This is a genomic window from Streptomyces sp. NPDC012769, from assembly GCF_042901205.1.
In the GTDB taxonomy this organism is placed as follows: domain Bacteria; phylum Actinomycetota; class Actinomycetes; order Streptomycetales; family Streptomycetaceae; genus Streptomyces.
Genome location: NZ_JBIBCP010000006.1, coordinates 333,252 through 349,508, shown reverse-complemented (window position 1 = coordinate 349,508; position 16,257 = coordinate 333,252). Strand labels below are relative to the sequence as shown.

Genomic DNA, 16,257 nt, shown 5'->3' with positions numbered 1-16,257 from the left:
GTCACCTCAGAGCTTGATCTCGATGTCGACGCCCGCCGGCAGGTCGAGGCGCATGAGCGAGTCAACCGTCTTCGGCGTGGGGTCGAGGATGTCGATGAGGCGCTTGTGCGTGCGCATCTCGAAGTGCTCGCGCGAGTCCTTGTACTTGTGCGGCGACTTGATGACGCAGTACACGTTCTTCTCAGTGGGCAGCGGCACCGGGCCCGCGACCGACGCACCAGTGCGCGTCACCGTCTCGACGATCTTCTTCGCCGAGGAGTCGATGACCTCGTGGTCGTAGGCCTTGAGCCGGATGCGGATCTTCTGTCCCGCCATGGCTACTCAGTAGTCCTGTCTCTCGTAACGCTCTGGAACCCGGGGGTTCTCTTGACTCCTCCTCCGACCCACGCGGTCGGGCGTGTCGCACTCCCTCTACGAAGAAGTCCCGAAGGATTTCCCAACCAAGGGGGTGCGGGCCCACAAACCCGCGAAGCCGGGGGCGGAACACCCACCGGGTGCCTGGTCGGCGCCCCGCTGACACTTCCCGGAAGATTCCCGTACGTCCGCCCCTGAGAAGGGACGACGAGTACTGTGGGACTCGCTTCCGGTCCTCCCGGCGGGAGGCGCGCAGCATCGGCACTCAACCGAGCAACCCCGACAGTCTGCCATACGGGACCTACCGGCCGCCAATCGGGGTCGAAGACTGTACCCCACGTCACGCGTGGGTACACACGGGGGCGCGCCCAGTGAGCGGCCGCGCCCCCCTCGACGGGCCGCGTGATCAGGTCCGGGACGAGGTGGTGCACTCCTGCGGCAGCTCGTCGATGCCCTTGCTCCGGTCGTACGGGTCGACGGCGGGACCGGTCGGCGAGGGTGCGTCGGGGTCCGCCATCAGGTCCGAGTCGAAGACGGGGTGGAGGAAGCCGTCCAGAGGCTCGTCGCAGTCGTCGTTGCCGACGTTCGCCTGCCACTCGTACAGGAACAGCCTGCCCCTGGTCGCCACGTACCTGGCCGGGTCGGCTATCGCGAACGTGACCTGGCGGCGGACGATCGTACGGGCCACCTCGTCGGCGCCCGGGCGGGCCTTCACCACGGGGTAGACGAAGGTGTAGTCGGCGCGGATCAGCACCAGGCCGGCGTCCTCGCCCCTGCCGTTCTCCACGGTCATCCGGCCCCGGGTCTTCACCACGGTGCCGACCTGCCGCACGTCGTGCGGGCTGAACCGGGTGAACAGCGCCGTGGGGTCGTTCTCCTCCGTCGGAAGCTCCAGGGACCGCTCCAGCTCCTCCCGGGTGTCCGGGTCCTTCGGGTCGAGCAGCCCCAGCGCCGCTGCGGGCTTTCCGCCCTTGATCACCGCCGGGTCCAGGTTGGCCGCGACCAGGAACCGCTTGGACTTCTTCAGCGCCTCGGCGACCTGCGCCTTCGACATCCAGCCGGTCGCCTTCGCCGCGGGCGGTTCGATCCCCGCCGCGCCGTCCGCCCAGCGCAGCGCCGGGGAGCCCTTGAACGGCTCCCGGAGCGTCGGCCGGTCCGGGAAGGTCTCCTCCGACGGCGCGACGGACGGCCGCTCGGTCTCGACGGCGAGCGGACTCGTGTCCCCGGCGTCCCGCCACGGCATCAGCTCGGGCCGCAGCACCAGGATCGCGAGGCCCACGGCCACGACGATCCCGAGGGCCCCGGAGGCCATCCGGGCGCCGGGGCTCTGTCTCTGTCCCCCGGCGCCGTAGCCGTCGTAGTCCCACCCCATGTACGTACTCCTGCTCGTCGTTCTGTGCTGCGGCTCAGGTACGGGTGACCGTGTGGCACGCCTTCGCCTCTTCGTCGAGATCCCGGCTCCGGTCGTACGGATCGACGTGGGGCCCGCTCCGGGGCGCCTGGGTGGCCCAGTCCTCGCTGAACTCCGGATGCAGGAACCCGGTGGCGCGCCGGGAGCAGGCGTCGTTGCCCACGGACGCGTCCCAACGGAGCACGTAGAGCTTGCCCGGGGTCGCCTGGATCCTGGTCGGGTCGTACAGGGCGAAGGTCATCTGCCGGCGCACGATGGAGCGCGCCACCTCGTCGGATCCCGGGCGGGTCTTCACCACCGGGTACACGAAGGTGTAGTCGGCCCGGACGAGCACCTCCCCCGGCCGCTTCCCCTCGGCCAGCGTCATGTGGCCGCGCGTCTTGACCACGTCGCCGACCATCCGCACCTCGGCGGAATCGAAGCGGCTGAACAGCCAGATCGGATTGTGCTTCTCGCTCGGCGCGGCGAGCATGCGGTCGACGCTCCCCCGGACGTCCTCCTGCCTCGGATCGAGCAGGGCGATCGCCTTGACCGGTCGCTTCCCGCTCAGCACCGCCGGATCCAGGTTCGCCGCCACCAGGAAGTCCTTGGAGCGCTTCAGCGCGGCCTCGACCTGCGACTTCGACATCCAGCCGGTCGCCTTCGCCGCCGGCGGCACGATTCCCGCGGCCCCGTCGGCCCAGCGCAGGGCCGGGGAGCCGCGGAAGGGCTCCTTCAGGGTCGGGCGGTCGGGGTCGACGTACTCCGGGGCCGCCGTCGGAGCGGCCGTCTCGGCGGCGAGGGGCGTGGTGTCCTCGGGGCGGTCGGTCCAGCTCGACGGCAGGGCCGAGGTGGCGCTGTCCGGGAGGAGGCCGGTGACCAGCTGGGGCCGTACGGCGACCAGGGCGAGCGCGGCCGCCAGCGAGACGCCGAGGATCGCCTTGACCCGGCGCCGACGGGTCGCGCGGCCGTTCATCTCCTGCCAGGCGGGGCCGGTGCGCCAGCCCGCCGGCTCCTGCCGCTTCGGCGCCTTGGGCCGCTTCGGCGGCTTCGGCGGCTTCGGTCGCTTCGGCGGCCGGGCCTTGCGCAGCGCCCGATCCTGCTCCTCGGTGCCGAGGCCCTGCTCGCGCGCGGCCTCGACGAACGCGGCCCATTCCGCGTCGGAGACCGACGGCTTGTCCGACGGCTTGTCGTCCATGTTCCCCACCCCTGTGCTGCACGTTGCGATCCGGACGTTCTCATGCCGCCCGACGGGCGGAAGAGGCAGGCCAGGGCTCTTGATCTGTTCGTGACCGATCCGTTCGTGACCGGCGGGGCCCGGGCAGAGGCGGGGCATGCGCACCAGCGACGAGATCTACCACCGGGTGCTGTGGGACCCGCGCCTCGACGCCGAGCGCTTCGTCATGGGCATCGCCGAGCGCGGAACGGACCGGCCGACCCGGATCGACCTGGTGGACTTCGTGCCCGGCGGGGACATCCCCTGGCACCGCGTACTCTTCTTCGAGGCCGACGGCGAGCTCCTCTGGGACCGGACGAGCGGGCTCGACCGGCTCGACGCGTCACCCGCGGGCCGGGTCCACGCCGATGTGCTGGCCGTCGCACCCACCTATCGGACGGCCCTGGCATGGCTGCCGCCTCCCGGCCTGTGGGAGCCGATCCAGAGCATCCGGCGCGTCCACGACCGGCAGATCCGGCGCTGGCCGCCGCACGTCAACGTCGTCTACGGGTTCGTGGCCGAGGCCGACTTCCTGCGGGCGATCCCGGTGGTCGCGGCCGCCCTGCGGACCGTCCCGCCGTTCCGGGCCCGCCTCCAGGGGGTGCGCTGGTTCCGGCACCGTACGGACGCCACCGTCTGGCTCGACCCGGCGGCGGCCGGCCCCGAGCCGTGGCAGCGGATGCGGGAGGCACTGGAGGAGCGGTTCCCGCTGTGCGTCGACGACCGCGGTTTCACCCCGCACCTGTCGCTCGGCCGCAGCCGTGAGCCCGCCGCCCTGGCGGCACGGTGCGAGGAGCTGCTGGGGACGATGAGCGTCCGGGTCGAGGAGCTGGTGCTGCTGGCCCGGCGCGGCGACGGGCCCATGCGGGTGAGGGCGACCGTCCCGCTCGGCGGTACCGCCGCGTCCGCGTGAACCCCGGTCACCGAAAATCCGTCTAGCCAGACGCACGGACACACGACACGCACACGAGCTGCGCACACGCACGGGGGATCGACGACCGGTGGACAACAGAAGAGTGGCGCGGCGCACCGTTCTCGCCGGATCGGTCGCCGTCGCCGCGGCCGTCGCCGGCTGCACCGTACCCGCGCCACCGAGCAGCGCGGCCACCGCCGACCCGGCGCCCGGCCGCCCGATAGCGCACAGCGCCGGCCGGGCGCTGCTCATGCAGTTCGCCGCGCACCCGGACGACGACCTGTACTTCATGAACCCCGACACCCAGCGGCTGCTCGACGCCGGGGTCCCGCTCGTCTCCGTGTACGTCACCGCGGGCGAGCACACCGGCAAGAACTGGATCAAGGGCATGCCGGAGACACCGCCCGACAAGGCCGCGTACTCCTCCGCCCGGCACCAGGGGCTGCGGCAGGCGTACGCGGAAGCGCTCGGCGCGGAGAAGTTCGCGCCCTGGCACAAGCGGGTGGTCTCCCTGGCCGGCGGGCGGCACGGCGAGGTCGACACCCTCGTCCACGGCGGGCGCCGGGTCGAGCTGGTCTTCCTCGGCCTGCCCATGCACACCACCCGCCGCTACATGGCGCTGCCCGCCCTGTGGGAGGACCGGGCCCTCGAACTGCGCACCCATCTGTCCGCCGACTCCCCGGTCACCCGCGCCTCCACCTACGACCACGGTCAGCTGATCGAGGTCCTCGCCGGTCTCCTCGCCCGCTACCGGCCCACCGTCGTGCACACGCTCGACCCCGATCCCGACATCCAGATCAGCGACGAGGCCACCCGCAAGCGGGACAGCGAGCAGCCCGGCTACTCCGACCACGGCGATCACACCGCCGTCGCCTGCTTCACCTGGGCCGCGCTGCTGCGCCGGGTCGCCGACGCCACCGCCGCCGGCGACCCGGTGCCGTCCTTCACCACCACCGCCTTCCGCGGCTACTACAACCGCCACTGGCCCAAGAACCTCCCGCCCCAGGCCCTCGCCGAGAAGGCCGCCCACCTCGTCCCGTACGGCGGCGACCCGTCCTGGGACTGCGGCAACCCCTCCGGCTGCGGCGACTACGGCGTCGGCGGCGACCGGCCGCTCACCAACAAGAAGGGATGGGTGCGGTCCACCCACTATCGCTGGCCCGCCGCCGGCCCGGCCGTCGCCGAGGAGCCGGGCGGGCGGCTCGCCGCGTACGGCGTGCTCGGGCTGCGCGCGGTCCGCTGGCGCGAGGTCTCCCCCGGCTCCGGCCGGTTCGCCGAGCCCGAGGATCTGGGCGGCGGCCCGCTGGCGCCCGCGCTCGCCACGGCGTCCCTCGCCGACGGCCGGGTGCTGCTCTTCGGGGTGCGCTTCGCGGCCCTCTCCGGCCGTGGCGGCGCCAACCGGCGCGAGCTCGTCCTCCTGGAGCAGCGCTCCCCCGGCGGCCCGTTCCTCGCCTGGCGGGGCCTCGGCAATCCCGAGCGCGGTGACGACCGCGGGCGGCGGATCGGCGCGCCGGTGGCCGTCACCGCCCCCGACGGACGGGTCCATCTCTTCGTACGGAACGCGGACAAGGGCGTCTCGACGCGGGTACGGGCGGCCGACGGCACCTGGGGCCCGTGGCGGGCGCTGCCCGCCCAGGAGGAGGTCCAGGACGGCCTGACGGCGCTGGTCGACGCCTCGGGCCGGGTGCACGTGCTGGCGGCGGGCGGCACGGCCGTACGGCACTGGGTCGACGGCGCCCCCGAGGAGCCGCTGCCCCTGGCCGGCGACCCGGTCGCGGCGGTCCCCTCCCCCGGCCCGGCCGGCATCCAGGTGTTCTCCCGCGCGCCTGCCGAGGCCGCCCTCCGGGCCACGCCCGGCACGGCGCCCGCCTTCGACGGCTACGGCCTGCTCACCGCCGCCCCCGGCGCCACGGGCCCCGTCCTCCTGGGCCGCGACCAGCGCCACCGGGTCCAGCTGCACCGCGACGGCCGGCTCCACACCCGTACGCAAGGGGCCGTCCCGGCCGGCGATCCGGTCCTGCACCGGGGCGCGGTCGCGGTCGGCATGGGCGCGGACGCGCGCCCGTGGGTGTGGCGGCCCTGACCGTGCCGGGTCGTGCCGGGTCGTGCCGGGGCATGCGAAGGGCCCGCCTCCCGGAAGGGAGGCGGGCCCGAACGCGCCCTGGAATCAGGTCACATGACTACTTCACGAAGTAGCCGGTGATGTCCGCGAGCAGGTCGACCGAACCGGCGTGGTTGTAGAAGCTGACCTTGCCGTCCGCGCTGACCGGGACGACCACCAGGTTCGGGATCGTCAGTCCGGCGGTGAAGTTCAGGTTCGACACCGGCGGCCGGACCTGGTCGCTCGGGTAGACCGACACCCAGCCGGAGCTGGTCGGGTTGGTCGCCGTCACGTTGATCACGACCGCCGTGACACCGCTGGCGGGGATGCCGTTGGCGCCGGTGACCTGGAGGGTCACGGCCTGCTGCGCACCGACCTTGGCCTTCGGCACGCCGAGACCGGCCATCGTGTTCAGCAGTCGCTTCGGACCGTGGTTGACGTGCTTCGCCTGGGTGGTGTCCGTGGTGAAGTAACCGGTGACATCACCGAGCAGTTCGACCGTGCCGGCGTGGTTGTAGAAGCTGACCTTGCCGTCCGCACCGACCGGGACGATCACCAGGTTGGGGATCGACTGGCCCGCCTTGAAGTTCAGGTTCGAGGTGCTGGGCCGGGGGGTCCCGCTGGGGAAGACCGAGACGTAGCCGTTGTTGGTCGGCTTGGTCGCCGTCACGTTCATGACGACGGCGGCGGCGTTGGCCGGGATCCCCGCGACGCCCGTGACCTGGAGGGAGGCCGTGGCGGCCGGGCCGAGCTTCGTCGGCACACCCAGTCCCGCCATGGTGTTCATGATCCGGGAGGGCCCGGTGGTGACGAACGTCGAGCCGGCGGCGTCCTTGCTGTAGTAGCCGGTGACGTCGGCGAGCAGGTCGACGGAGCCGGCGTGGTTGTAGAACCGCACCTTGCCGTCGACGACCGGGACGACCACGAGGTTCGGGATCGACACCCCGGCCTTGAAGTTCAGGTTCGACGTGGCCGGACGGGGCATCCCGTTCGGGTACACCGACACGTAGCCGGTCGTGGTCGGGTTGGTCACCGTCACGTTGAGCGCGACCGCCCCGACACCGGTGACCGGGATGCCCTGCACGCCGGCGACCTGAAGGACGACCTCCTGACCGGGACCGACCTTGGCCTTCGGCACGCCGACACCCGCGAGGGTGTTCATGAGGCGCTTGGGCGCCACGGGGTAGAAGGTCTTGTTACCGGCGGCGGTGACGCTGACCGCGGGGGAGACGGTGGTGCTGCCGGTCTTGTACGTCGAGCGAACGGCGACCGTGTGGGCGGCGGTGCCGCTGACGTTGATCTCCGTGCTGCGCACGTGGCCGTAGGTCGTCACGGCGGGCTGACCGTCGACCAGCACCTCGAACTTGCTGATGGAGGTGCTCGGCGTGGTGGTCGACCAGTTCACGGTGACCGGCCCGGTCGCCTCGTACGCCGTGCCGTTCTTGACCGCGCCGCCGAGGGAGTCGATCTTGAGGTTGGCGTTGAAGCCCGTGGCCAGGGAACGGATGGTCGGCAGCTGCGGGTAGAGCTTGGTGCCGGGGCAGGCCGTGTTGAAGCCGTCGCGGTGACCGGAGACGGCGTTGAACGAGTACGACTGGCCGGACGTGTAGCTGATGCCCGTTCCGCTCGTCTGCGTCGCGCCCGCGACCAGCGTGGTCTTGCCCGCGGGGTTCACGCCGTACTGGCCGAGCTTGTACGCGATGACCTTCGCGGCCGACGTGAGCGCGGCGCTCGACGCCGACTGCTCCATGTAGTTGCCGATGATCGCGACGCCGGTCGACTCCGAGTTGAAGCCGTAGGTGTGCGCGCCCAGGACCGGCTGGTCGATGCCGCCCTCGCGGCCCTCGAAGATCGTGCCGCACTTGTCGACGAGGAAGTTGTAGCCGATGTCGCGCCACGGCGGGTTCTGACCCGTGACGTGGTAGACGAGGATGCTGCGGACGATGGCCGCCGATTCCGAGCAGTCGTAGTCGGCGCTCGTCGTGTGGTGCACGAAGGCGGCCTTGATCTTGCCGCCGGGCAGGTAGACGGGCTCCTCGGGGGTGGCGACCGCGGTGTCCGCTCCCCACTGCTCGCGCGTGACGACGCTCGGCCGGGGAGCGGTCGACGGCGGGCCGGGAACGCTCGGCGGCACTTCGGCGACGAAGGCGACAGGCTCGGCGTTCAGTTCGCCGTTCTCCTTGGCCTCCGCGCCGGCACCGTTCGGGTCCACCATGACCAGCTGCAGGCCGTCGGGCAGCGTGCCCGCGGCGGCGCCGTCACTGACGCGCACCTCGGCACCGTCGGAGGCACCCACCCAGATGGGCTCGGTGGCACCGCCCGCGCCGGGACGCTTGCCGTCCATGCCGACCGGGTACGGCTCGAGGTCGACCCACTCGGACCACTCGCCGGTCTCGACGCTGCGGGTCCGGGCCTCGATCGTGCCCTTGATCTTCGCGTTCGCTTCCGTCCAGGTCACGCCGAGCAGGCCGAAGGGCTCCGTCGCCCGCTTGGACAGGACCGCTTCGCCCTTGCCCTTGTCGGTGAGGGCCAGCTTGTGCAGCTCGGTCTTGCCCGACGGGCGCTCGCCGGCTTCCGCGCTGTACGGGCTGGGCTTCTCACCCTGCCCGTTGTCGTCCTCGGTCCCGAAGACCGCACCGTTCGCCGCGGCCTGGAAGGCGAGGACGGTGACGCCCGCGAGGGCGGCGCCTATCGCCGTACGACGTATTCGCGTACTCGTCTTACGACGTGCTCGACGTCCCGATCTCAAGTTGTCTCCACCCCTAATGGTCATGACACAACTGACCGGCGCACTCTACGGGACATCAGGTTTGCGTCTGCCACCGGGGGGTAAAGCAGAGGACCCCGCACCGCCGAAGCGGTGCGGGGTCCTCGTGGAGCTCTGTCGAGCTACCAGGTCAAACCACCGAAGTTCGGAAGAACTTACTTGGTGATCTTGACGACCTGGCCGGCGCCGACGGTCCGGCCACCCTCACGGATGGCGAACTTGAGGCCCTCCTCCATGGCGACCGGCTGGATCAGCTGGACGGACATGGAGGTGTTGTCGCCCGGCATGACCATCTCGGTGCCCTCGGGGAGGGTCACGACGCCGGTCACGTCCGTGGTACGGAAGTAGAACTGCGGGCGGTAGTTGTTGAAGAACGGGGTGTGACGGCCGCCCTCGTCCTTCGACAGGATGTAGGCCTGGGCCTCGAACTCGGTGTGCGGCGTGACCGAACCGGGCTTGATGATGACCTGGCCGCGCTCGACGTCCTCGCGCTTGATGCCACGGAGGAGCAGACCGACGTTCTCACCGGCCTGGCCCTCGTCGAGCAGCTTGCGGAACATCTCGATGCCGGTGACCGTGGTGGTGGTCTTCTCGGTCTTGATGCCGATGATGTCGACGGTCTCGTTGACCTTGAGGACACCACGCTCGATACGACCGGTGACGACGGTGCCACGACCGGTGATCGTGAAGACGTCCTCGATCGGCATCAGGAACGGCTTGTCGACGTCACGCTCGGGCTGCGGGATGGACTCGTCCACGGCCTTCATGAGGCCGAGGAGCTTCTCGCCCCACTCCTTGTCGCCCTCGAGCGCCTTGAGCGCCGAGACGCGGACGACCGGCAGGTCGTCGCCCGGGAACTCGTACTCGGTGAGGAGCTCACGGACCTCGAGCTCGACGAGCTCCAGGATCTCCTCGTCGTCCACCATGTCGGCCTTGTTCAGGGCGACGACGATGTACGGAACGCCGACCTGGCGGGCCAGGAGCACGTGCTCCTTGGTCTGCGGCATCGGGCCGTCGGTGGCGGCGACCACGAGGATGGCGCCGTCCATCTGCGCCGCACCCGTGATCATGTTCTTGATGTAGTCCGCGTGACCGGGGCAGTCGACGTGGGCGTAGTGACGCGACTCGGTCTGGTACTCGACGTGCGCGATGGAGATGGTGATACCGCGCTGGCGCTCCTCAGGAGCCTTGTCGATCTGGTCGAAGGCCGAGGCCTCGTTCAGGTCCGGGTACGCGTCGTGCAGCACCTTGGTAATGGCGGCCGTGAGGGTCGTCTTACCGTGGTCGATGTGACCGATGGTGCCGATGTTGACGTGCGGCTTAGTCCGCTCGAACTTCGCCTTCGCCACTGGGGTCCTCCTGGAGTGGTTCTGAACGCCTTGCTTCATCGGCGCCAGGTGATCTTTGCTGGGATGCCAGGCGCCGGGGCCCGATCCCTCGGGTTTCGGGGGGCTGAGCCCCGGCGACTGGTGTCAAGCCTAAAGCGTGAACTCGGGAGAGTTACTCGCCCTTGGCCTTCGCGATGATCTCCTCGGCGACGTTCCGCGGAACCTCGGCGTAGGAGTCGAACTGCATCGAGTAGCTTGCGCGACCCGAGGTCTTGCTGCGGAGGTCGCCGACGTAGCCGAACATCTCCGAAAGGGGCACGAGGCCCTTCACGATGCGGGCACCGTGACGCTCCTCCATGGCCTGGATCTGGCCACGGCGGGAGTTGATGTCGCCGATGACCTCACCCATGTAGTCCTCGGGCGTGGTGACCTCGACGGCCATCATCGGCTCGAGCAGCACGGGCGAAGCCTTGCGCGCGGCCTCCTTGAAGGCCTGCGAGCCGGCGATCTTGAAGGCGAGCTCGGAGGAGTCGACCTCGTGGTACGCACCGTCGTGCAGGATCACGCGAACGCCGGTCATCTCGTAGCCGGCGAGGATGCCGAACTGCATGGCCTCCTGCGCACCCGCGTCGACCGAAGGGATGTACTCCTTCGGGATGCGGCCACCGGTGACCTTGTTCACGAACTCGTACGAGGACTCGCCGCCCTCGATCGGCTCGATGCCGATCTGGACCTTGGCGAACTGACCCGTACCACCGGTCTGCTTCTTGTGCGTGTAGTCCACGCGCTCGACGGCCTTGCGGATCGTCTCGCGGTAGGCCACCTGCGGCTTGCCGACGTTGGCCTCGACCTTGAACTCACGGCGCATGCGGTCGACCAGCACCTCGAGGTGCAGCTCGCCCATACCGCCGATGATGGTCTGGCCGGTCTCCTCGTCCGAGTGGACCTGGAAGGAGGGGTCCTCCTCCGCGAGACGCTGGATGGCGACACCCAGCTTCTCCTGGTCGCCCTTGGACTTGGGCTCGATGGCGACCTGGATGACCGGGGCCGGGAAGTCCATGGACTCCAGGATGACCGGGGCCTTGTCGTCACAGAGCGTCTCACCGGTGGTGGTCTGCTTGAGACCCATCACGGCGATGATGTCGCCGGCGCCCACCGAGTCGATCTCCTCACGCTTGTTCGCGTGCATGCGGTAGATCTTGCCGATGCGCTCCTTCTTGCCCTTCACGGAGTTCAGGACAGAAGAACCGGAGTCCAGGCGACCGGAGTACACGCGGACGAAGGTGAGCTTACCGAGGTGCGGGTCGCTCATGATCTTGAACGCGAGGGCCGACAGCGGCTCGTCGTCGGACGGCTTGCGCTTGACGACCTCCTCCGGGTCCTTGACGTCGTGGCCCTCGATGGCCTCGACGTCGAGCGGGGAGGGGAGGTAGCGCACGACCGCGTCGAGCAGGGGCTGAACACCCTTGTTCTTGAACGCGGTACCGCAGAACACCGGGGTGACCGTGGTGTCCTTGGACTTGCCGGAGGCGATCGTGATGCGGCGGACGGCCGCGTACAGCTGCTCCTCGGTGGGCTCTTCGCCCTCGAGGTAGAGCTCCATGATCGCTTCGTCGTTCTCGGCGACGGCCTCGATCAGCTTGCCGCGGTACTCCTCGGCGAGCTCGGTGTGCGAAGCCGGGATGTCGACGATGTCGTACATCTCGCCCTTGGTGGCCTCGGCGGACCAGACAAGAGCCTTCATGCGGACGAGGTCGACGACGCCCTGGAAGTCGGCCTCGGCACCGATCGGGAGCTGCATGACGATCGGCTGGGCGCCGAGGCGGTCCTCGATCATGCCGACGCAGCGGAAGAACTCGGCACCGGTCCGGTCGAGCTTGTTGACGAAGCAGATACGCGGAACGCCGTAGCGGTCCGCCTGACGCCACACGGTCTCGGACTGGGGCTCGACGCCGGCCACGCCGTCGAACACGGTCACGGCACCGTCGAGCACGCGCAGGGAACGCTCCACCTCGACGGTGAAGTCGACGTGGCCCGGCGTGTCGATGATGTTGATCGTGTGGTCGACGTCCTCGAGCGGCCAGTGGCAGGTGGTGGCAGCAGAGGTGATCGTGATGCCACGCTCCTGCTCCTGCTCCATCCAGTCCATCGTGGCGGCGCCGTCGTGGACCTCACCGATCTTGTACGAAACGCCGGTGTAGAACAGGATCCGCTCGGTGGTGGTCGTCTTGCCCGCGTCGATGTGGGCCATGATGCCGATGTTGCGCACCTTGGCCAGGTCAAGCGAAGTGGTAGCCATAAGGCTTCAGTCTTCTCTCGGTCTCGATGTGGGTTGCGACTACCAGCGGTAGTGCGCGAAGGCCTTGTTGGACTCGGCCATCTTGTGCGTGTCCTCACGCTTCTTGACCGAAGCACCGAGGCCGTTCGAGGCGTCCAGGAGCTCGTTCATGAGGCGCTCGGTCATGGTCTTCTCGCGACGGGCGCGGGAGTAGCCGACCAGCCAGCGCAGCGCGAGGGTGGAGGCGCGACCGGGCTTGACCTCGATCGGCACCTGGTAGGTGGCGCCACCGACACGACGGGACTTGACCTCGAGGGACGGCTTGACGTTCTCGAGAGCGCGCTTCAGCGTGATGACCGGGTCCTGGCCGGTCTTCTCGCGAAGACCCTCCATGGCGCCGTACACGATGCGCTCGGCGGTGGAACGCTTGCCGTCAAGCAGGATCTTGTTGATCAGCGAGGTGACAAGAGGAGAGCTGTAGACCGGGTCGATGATGACCGGGCGCTTCGGGGCGGGGCCCTTACGAGGCATTCTTACTTCTCCTTCTTGGCGCCGTAGCGGCTGCGAGCCTGCTTACGGTTCTTGACGCCCTGCGTGTCGAGGGAACCGCGGATGATCTTGTAACGAACACCCGGCAGGTCCTTCACACGGCCACCGCGCACGAGCACGATGGAGTGCTCCTGCAGGTTGTGACCCTCACCCGGGATGTAGGCCGTGACCTCGATGCCGGAGGTCAGACGCACACGCGCGACCTTACGGAGGGCCGAGTTCGGCTTCTTCGGGGTGGTCGTGAACACACGCGTGCAGACGCCGCGGCGCTGAGGGGAACCCTCGAGTGCGGGCGTCTTGTTCTTCTCGACCTTGTCCTGCCGGCCCTTGCGGACCAGCTGCTGGATCGTAGGCACTACTTCTCCGGTTTCTGTGTGCCGTCGGTAAAACTAACCTGGAACGTCGCCGACCCACGCGGTCGGGTGTGTCGAATCGCGCGGACCTCCGCCGTGGGCGGAGAAGGGCGCGGATTGCGGTGGCCGGTCTCGGACTCAGCGTGCGGTTGAGGACACGCACACGACTCCGGGCACACCCCAGGCACAAGGCATGAGCGTACCTATCGCATGGACTCCGGTCAAAACAAATGCCCACGCGCAAGGCAGCCCGGTCGACGTGGGAGAACGCCGCCGCGAGCGGTCGGGGCGCTGCGGTGGCGGCGGGGCCGTGGCGGTGGTACGCGGCGGGGCACGCGGCCGGTGGTGACGGCGGGACCCGACGCGGCGGATTCGGTCGGTCGGGGTCGGGCCGGCGGTGGCGTCGATTGCCGGGCAGGGCCGGTCACGGCCGGCCGTCGATGGCGTCGGGGCGCGGTCGGCCCGCGGGCCGGGGCCGGGGCCGGGCAGCGGTCGGTTCGGCGACCGGGCCGGGGCCGGGCAGCCGTCGGTTCGCCCGCCGGGCCGGGGCCGGGCAGCGGTCGGTTCCGCGCTCGAGCCGGGGTCGGTCGCGGCCGGGCCGGCGATGGCGACGGGCGCGGTCGGTCCGCCGGCCTGGCCGGGGGCCGGGCATGGTGGAGCCGGTGGCCGGCCGGCCACGGTCGGCGCGGGACCTGGGGGTGTCACGCCGACGTGGCCCGGGGTGCGTGGCCGGTGCGGTCCCGGACGGATCCGGGACCGCACTCAGTCCTGTGCCGCGCGGCGGGACTCGCCCGTGACCCGGACGTCGCCGTCCTCGGGCTCGGGCTCCAGGAACTGCGTGACGACCTTGACGAAGACGTCCATCCGCTCGTCCGGGACACCGAGCCAGCGCGCGAAGTCCTCCATGGTCGGCTGCCAGTCGCCCGGCGGCAGCAGATCCGCCGCGAGCGGCAGCTCCTCCGGCGTCACGCGCCCGGACCGAATGAGCATGTCGCGGACGGAGACCCCGAGAAGCGGGGCGATCCTGCGCATGGTCTCCAGGTCGGGCATGCTCTGCCGCTGCAGCAGCCGGGTCACGGCGGCGCGATGGACGCCGGCCTCGTCCGCGATCCGGGACTTCCCTCCACCGCGGGGGCTGTCGATGTCGTAGCCACGGGCCCGCATCAGGCCTTCGACCCATCCCGCGAACTCGTCGAGCCCTTGAGTGCTCATGTGAATACCGCTCCCTCTAATTCCCCCACCCATCGGGCCCCTTACTTTAGCGTGCTTGCGCGCACGGAATTACGTGCTTTCGGGCACGCAATCGTGTCGAATCGGTGAAGGCATCTCCACCGGCACCCCAGAAGATAGTTGCGAGCTCGCACGCAACATGTCTATCTTGCTCATCGCCGCACTCGTCGGCCTCCTGAGTCCCAAGGGCCCCACACGCCCCATGGGCCCCGGGGCCCCGGAACGTGGAGACCCACCTTGCACCTGTCCGACACCTCCCCCTGGCAAGCCGCCGCCGCGTGCGCCGGCCTCTCGCCGACCGTTGTCTTCTCCCGTCGGGGCAAGGAGGCGGCCCCGGCCCTGCGGGCCTGCGCCGTCTGCCCCGTCAGCCGCGAGTGCGAGGCGGCCGTGGCCCCCGCCGAGAGCTGGTTCGACGGAGTCTGCGCGGGCCGCCTGTGGCGCAACGGCCGCCCGGTGAAGCCGCGCCGCCGTCCTGGCGAGGCCGCCGCGGAGGCCGCGCGAGCGACCGAGGCCGCGGAGCTGGCGGCCGCCCTGGACGCGGCCGACCTGGCGACCGACGCCACGGCCCTGACCGCGGCTCCGTCCACGGAACCGATGCGTACCGAGGCCACCGGTCCGCGGGACCTGACCGGCCTGGCCGACCTGAACGACCTGAACGACCTGGCCGAGGCGCTCGACGCCGCCGGCACCGGCGACCGCGCCCTCGCCGGCGCCGGTGCCGTTCTCACCGGAGGCCCCCGTGGCTGAGCGCCTGCCGGAGTCCGCCGACCACTCCGGAACCGCCGCGGCCGCCGCGGGCAACGGGGCCGCCGACGAGCGGGTCCTGCGGGACATCACGCTCTGGGCCGCCTCCCTCGTACGACAGTTCCCGGAGCTCGCCGAGGAGCTCGCGCCCGGTCGGCGGGCGCCGGCGGGCAGCGCGCCGACCGCGCCGCACCCGGGGCGCGACGAGCTGATCCGCGCCGAGCGGCGCGAGGCGCTGCTGCTCGAACAGCGGCACGGCCTGGTCGTGCCCGGCCACGGCGCCGCGCCGATCCGGCTGCACATCTCCGACGCCATCCGGGACATCACCGACGGCGTGGTGGAGCTGGAGGAGGCGGTCTGCGCACGGCTCGGACTGCCGCGGCCCCGCCGGGCCGGGGTGGTGGAGCGGCTGCGCCGGGTGGTCGGCCTGCTGGACGCGATCGCCGGTCACGCCGTGCTCGCCCGGCACGTACGGGACGAGATCCGCCGCATGGCGCGCCGCTGCGCGCGGACCCTGGGCGAGGCGGAGACGGTCGTACGGGTGTCGGGGCGCTGCCCCTGGTGCGACTCGGTGTCGCTGCGGGCCTTCCCCGACCGGCGCGCGGTGCTGTGCGTGAACCCGGCGTGCGTGTGCACGGACGCGGCGTGCGGCTGCCAGGACGATCCGTCCTACCGGCACCTGTGGCCGGAGGAGGAGTGGGCCGAGCTCGCGGACGCGTCGGGGGCGCGTACGGAGGAGATCGAAGCGGCGATGGACGACACCAAGGAGACCTCATGCTGAGCTCGACCGCCCTGCCGCTGTCCCTGCCGGCCCTGATCCCGGGCCCGCTCGCCGCCGAGGAGGCGGGAGTCGCCCCGGCGACCATCCGCAAGTGGGTCCAGCTGGGCCACCTGCGGGCGGCGGGCAAGGCGGGCCGGGCGCAGCTGTTCCGCCTGGAGGACGTCTTCGCTGCGGAGCGGGCGGCCCGCCGAAGGCCCCGTACCGCCTGAACCACCCGTTCGAACGATTCGAACCGAGCGCCCCGTGCCTCTCC

Annotated in this window: 14 protein-coding genes; 5 read left to right on the top strand and 9 right to left on the bottom strand. The window is 70.7% G+C overall.

All coding sequences use genetic code 11. The annotated features are described in order from the left end of the window. Positions 1-6 precede the first annotated feature (6 nt). The 3 genes from rpsJ to ACFY7C_RS30175 all read right to left on the bottom strand — a co-directional run bounded on the left by rpsJ (position 7) and on the right by ACFY7C_RS30175 (position 2,942). Positions 7-315, bottom strand: a complete 309-nt coding sequence (rpsJ, locus tag ACFY7C_RS30185; RefSeq protein ID WP_003948644.1) for a 30S ribosomal protein S10 — start codon at positions 313-315, stop codon at positions 7-9. A 445-nt stretch (positions 316-760) separates the two neighbouring features. Beyond that, complete coding sequence (locus ACFY7C_RS30180) at positions 761-1,726, bottom strand: hypothetical protein (protein WP_389656389.1); 966 nt, start codon at positions 1,724-1,726, stop codon at positions 761-763. Between the two features lie 34 nt (positions 1,727-1,760). Then, the gene (locus ACFY7C_RS30175; protein WP_389656386.1) at positions 1,761-2,942 is read right to left on the bottom strand and encodes a hypothetical protein; all 1,182 of its coding nucleotides are present in this window, start codon (positions 2,940-2,942) and stop codon (positions 1,761-1,763) included. Positions 2,943-3,078: 136 nt separating this feature from the next. On the opposite strand from ACFY7C_RS30175, the gene ACFY7C_RS30170 reads away from it, so the two are divergent. Then, a complete protein-coding gene (locus ACFY7C_RS30170; protein ID WP_389656383.1) occupies positions 3,079-3,873 on the top strand; it encodes an RNA repair domain-containing protein in 795 nt (264 codons plus the stop codon). Between the two features lie 88 nt (positions 3,874-3,961). Further along, a complete protein-coding gene (locus ACFY7C_RS30165; protein ID WP_389656381.1) occupies positions 3,962-5,956 on the top strand; it encodes a PIG-L family deacetylase in 1,995 nt (664 codons plus the stop codon). A 97-nt stretch (positions 5,957-6,053) separates the two neighbouring features. Here the strand turns inward: ACFY7C_RS30165 and ACFY7C_RS30160 are convergent, their stop codons facing one another. From ACFY7C_RS30160 to ACFY7C_RS30135, 6 genes are all read right to left on the bottom strand, one after another. Further along, a complete protein-coding gene (locus ACFY7C_RS30160; protein WP_389656378.1) occupies positions 6,054-8,723 on the bottom strand; it encodes an N-acetylmuramoyl-L-alanine amidase in 2,670 nt (889 codons plus the stop codon). A gap of 173 nt (positions 8,724-8,896) precedes the next feature. After that, positions 8,897-10,090 carry an elongation factor Tu gene (tuf, locus tag ACFY7C_RS30155; RefSeq protein ID WP_389656375.1) on the bottom strand — a complete coding sequence of 398 codons (1,194 nt, stop codon included), beginning with the start codon at positions 10,088-10,090 and terminating at the stop codon, positions 8,897-8,899. A 151-nt stretch (positions 10,091-10,241) separates the two neighbouring features. Then, positions 10,242-12,368 (bottom strand): elongation factor G, encoded by a 2,127-nt coding sequence (gene fusA, locus ACFY7C_RS30150; RefSeq protein WP_389656372.1) that lies wholly within the window; start codon positions 12,366-12,368, stop codon positions 10,242-10,244. 39 nt (positions 12,369-12,407) lie between these two features. Continuing rightward, entirely contained in the window at positions 12,408-12,878 is a 471-nt protein-coding gene (gene rpsG, locus ACFY7C_RS30145) for a 30S ribosomal protein S7 (protein ID WP_345486254.1), read from the bottom strand. Between the two features lie 2 nt (positions 12,879-12,880). Continuing rightward, positions 12,881-13,252 (bottom strand): 30S ribosomal protein S12, encoded by a 372-nt coding sequence (gene rpsL / locus ACFY7C_RS30140; protein WP_003948652.1) that lies wholly within the window; start codon positions 13,250-13,252, stop codon positions 12,881-12,883. A 759-nt stretch (positions 13,253-14,011) separates the two neighbouring features. Further along, positions 14,012-14,461: a helix-turn-helix domain-containing protein gene (locus tag ACFY7C_RS30135; protein WP_389656369.1), complete on the bottom strand. Its 450-nt coding sequence runs from the start codon at positions 14,459-14,461 to the stop codon at positions 14,012-14,014. A gap of 255 nt (positions 14,462-14,716) precedes the next feature. Between ACFY7C_RS30135 and ACFY7C_RS30130 the strand changes: the two genes are divergently transcribed. From ACFY7C_RS30130 to ACFY7C_RS30120, 3 genes are read left to right on the top strand one after another with little or no spacing between them, the layout of a single operon-like run. Further along, positions 14,717-15,226 (top strand): WhiB family transcriptional regulator, encoded by a 510-nt coding sequence (locus tag ACFY7C_RS30130; RefSeq protein ID WP_389656366.1) that lies wholly within the window; start codon positions 14,717-14,719, stop codon positions 15,224-15,226. Then, positions 15,219-16,004, top strand: a complete 786-nt coding sequence (locus ACFY7C_RS30125) for a hypothetical protein (protein ID WP_389656363.1) — start codon at positions 15,219-15,221, stop codon at positions 16,002-16,004. The genes ACFY7C_RS30130 and ACFY7C_RS30125 overlap by 8 nt, the downstream gene beginning before the upstream one ends. Further along, positions 15,998-16,213, top strand: a complete 216-nt coding sequence (locus tag ACFY7C_RS30120; protein WP_362523646.1) for a hypothetical protein — start codon at positions 15,998-16,000, stop codon at positions 16,211-16,213. Before ACFY7C_RS30125 ends, ACFY7C_RS30120 begins: the two co-directional genes overlap by 7 nt. Positions 16,214-16,257: the final 44 nt, after the last annotated feature.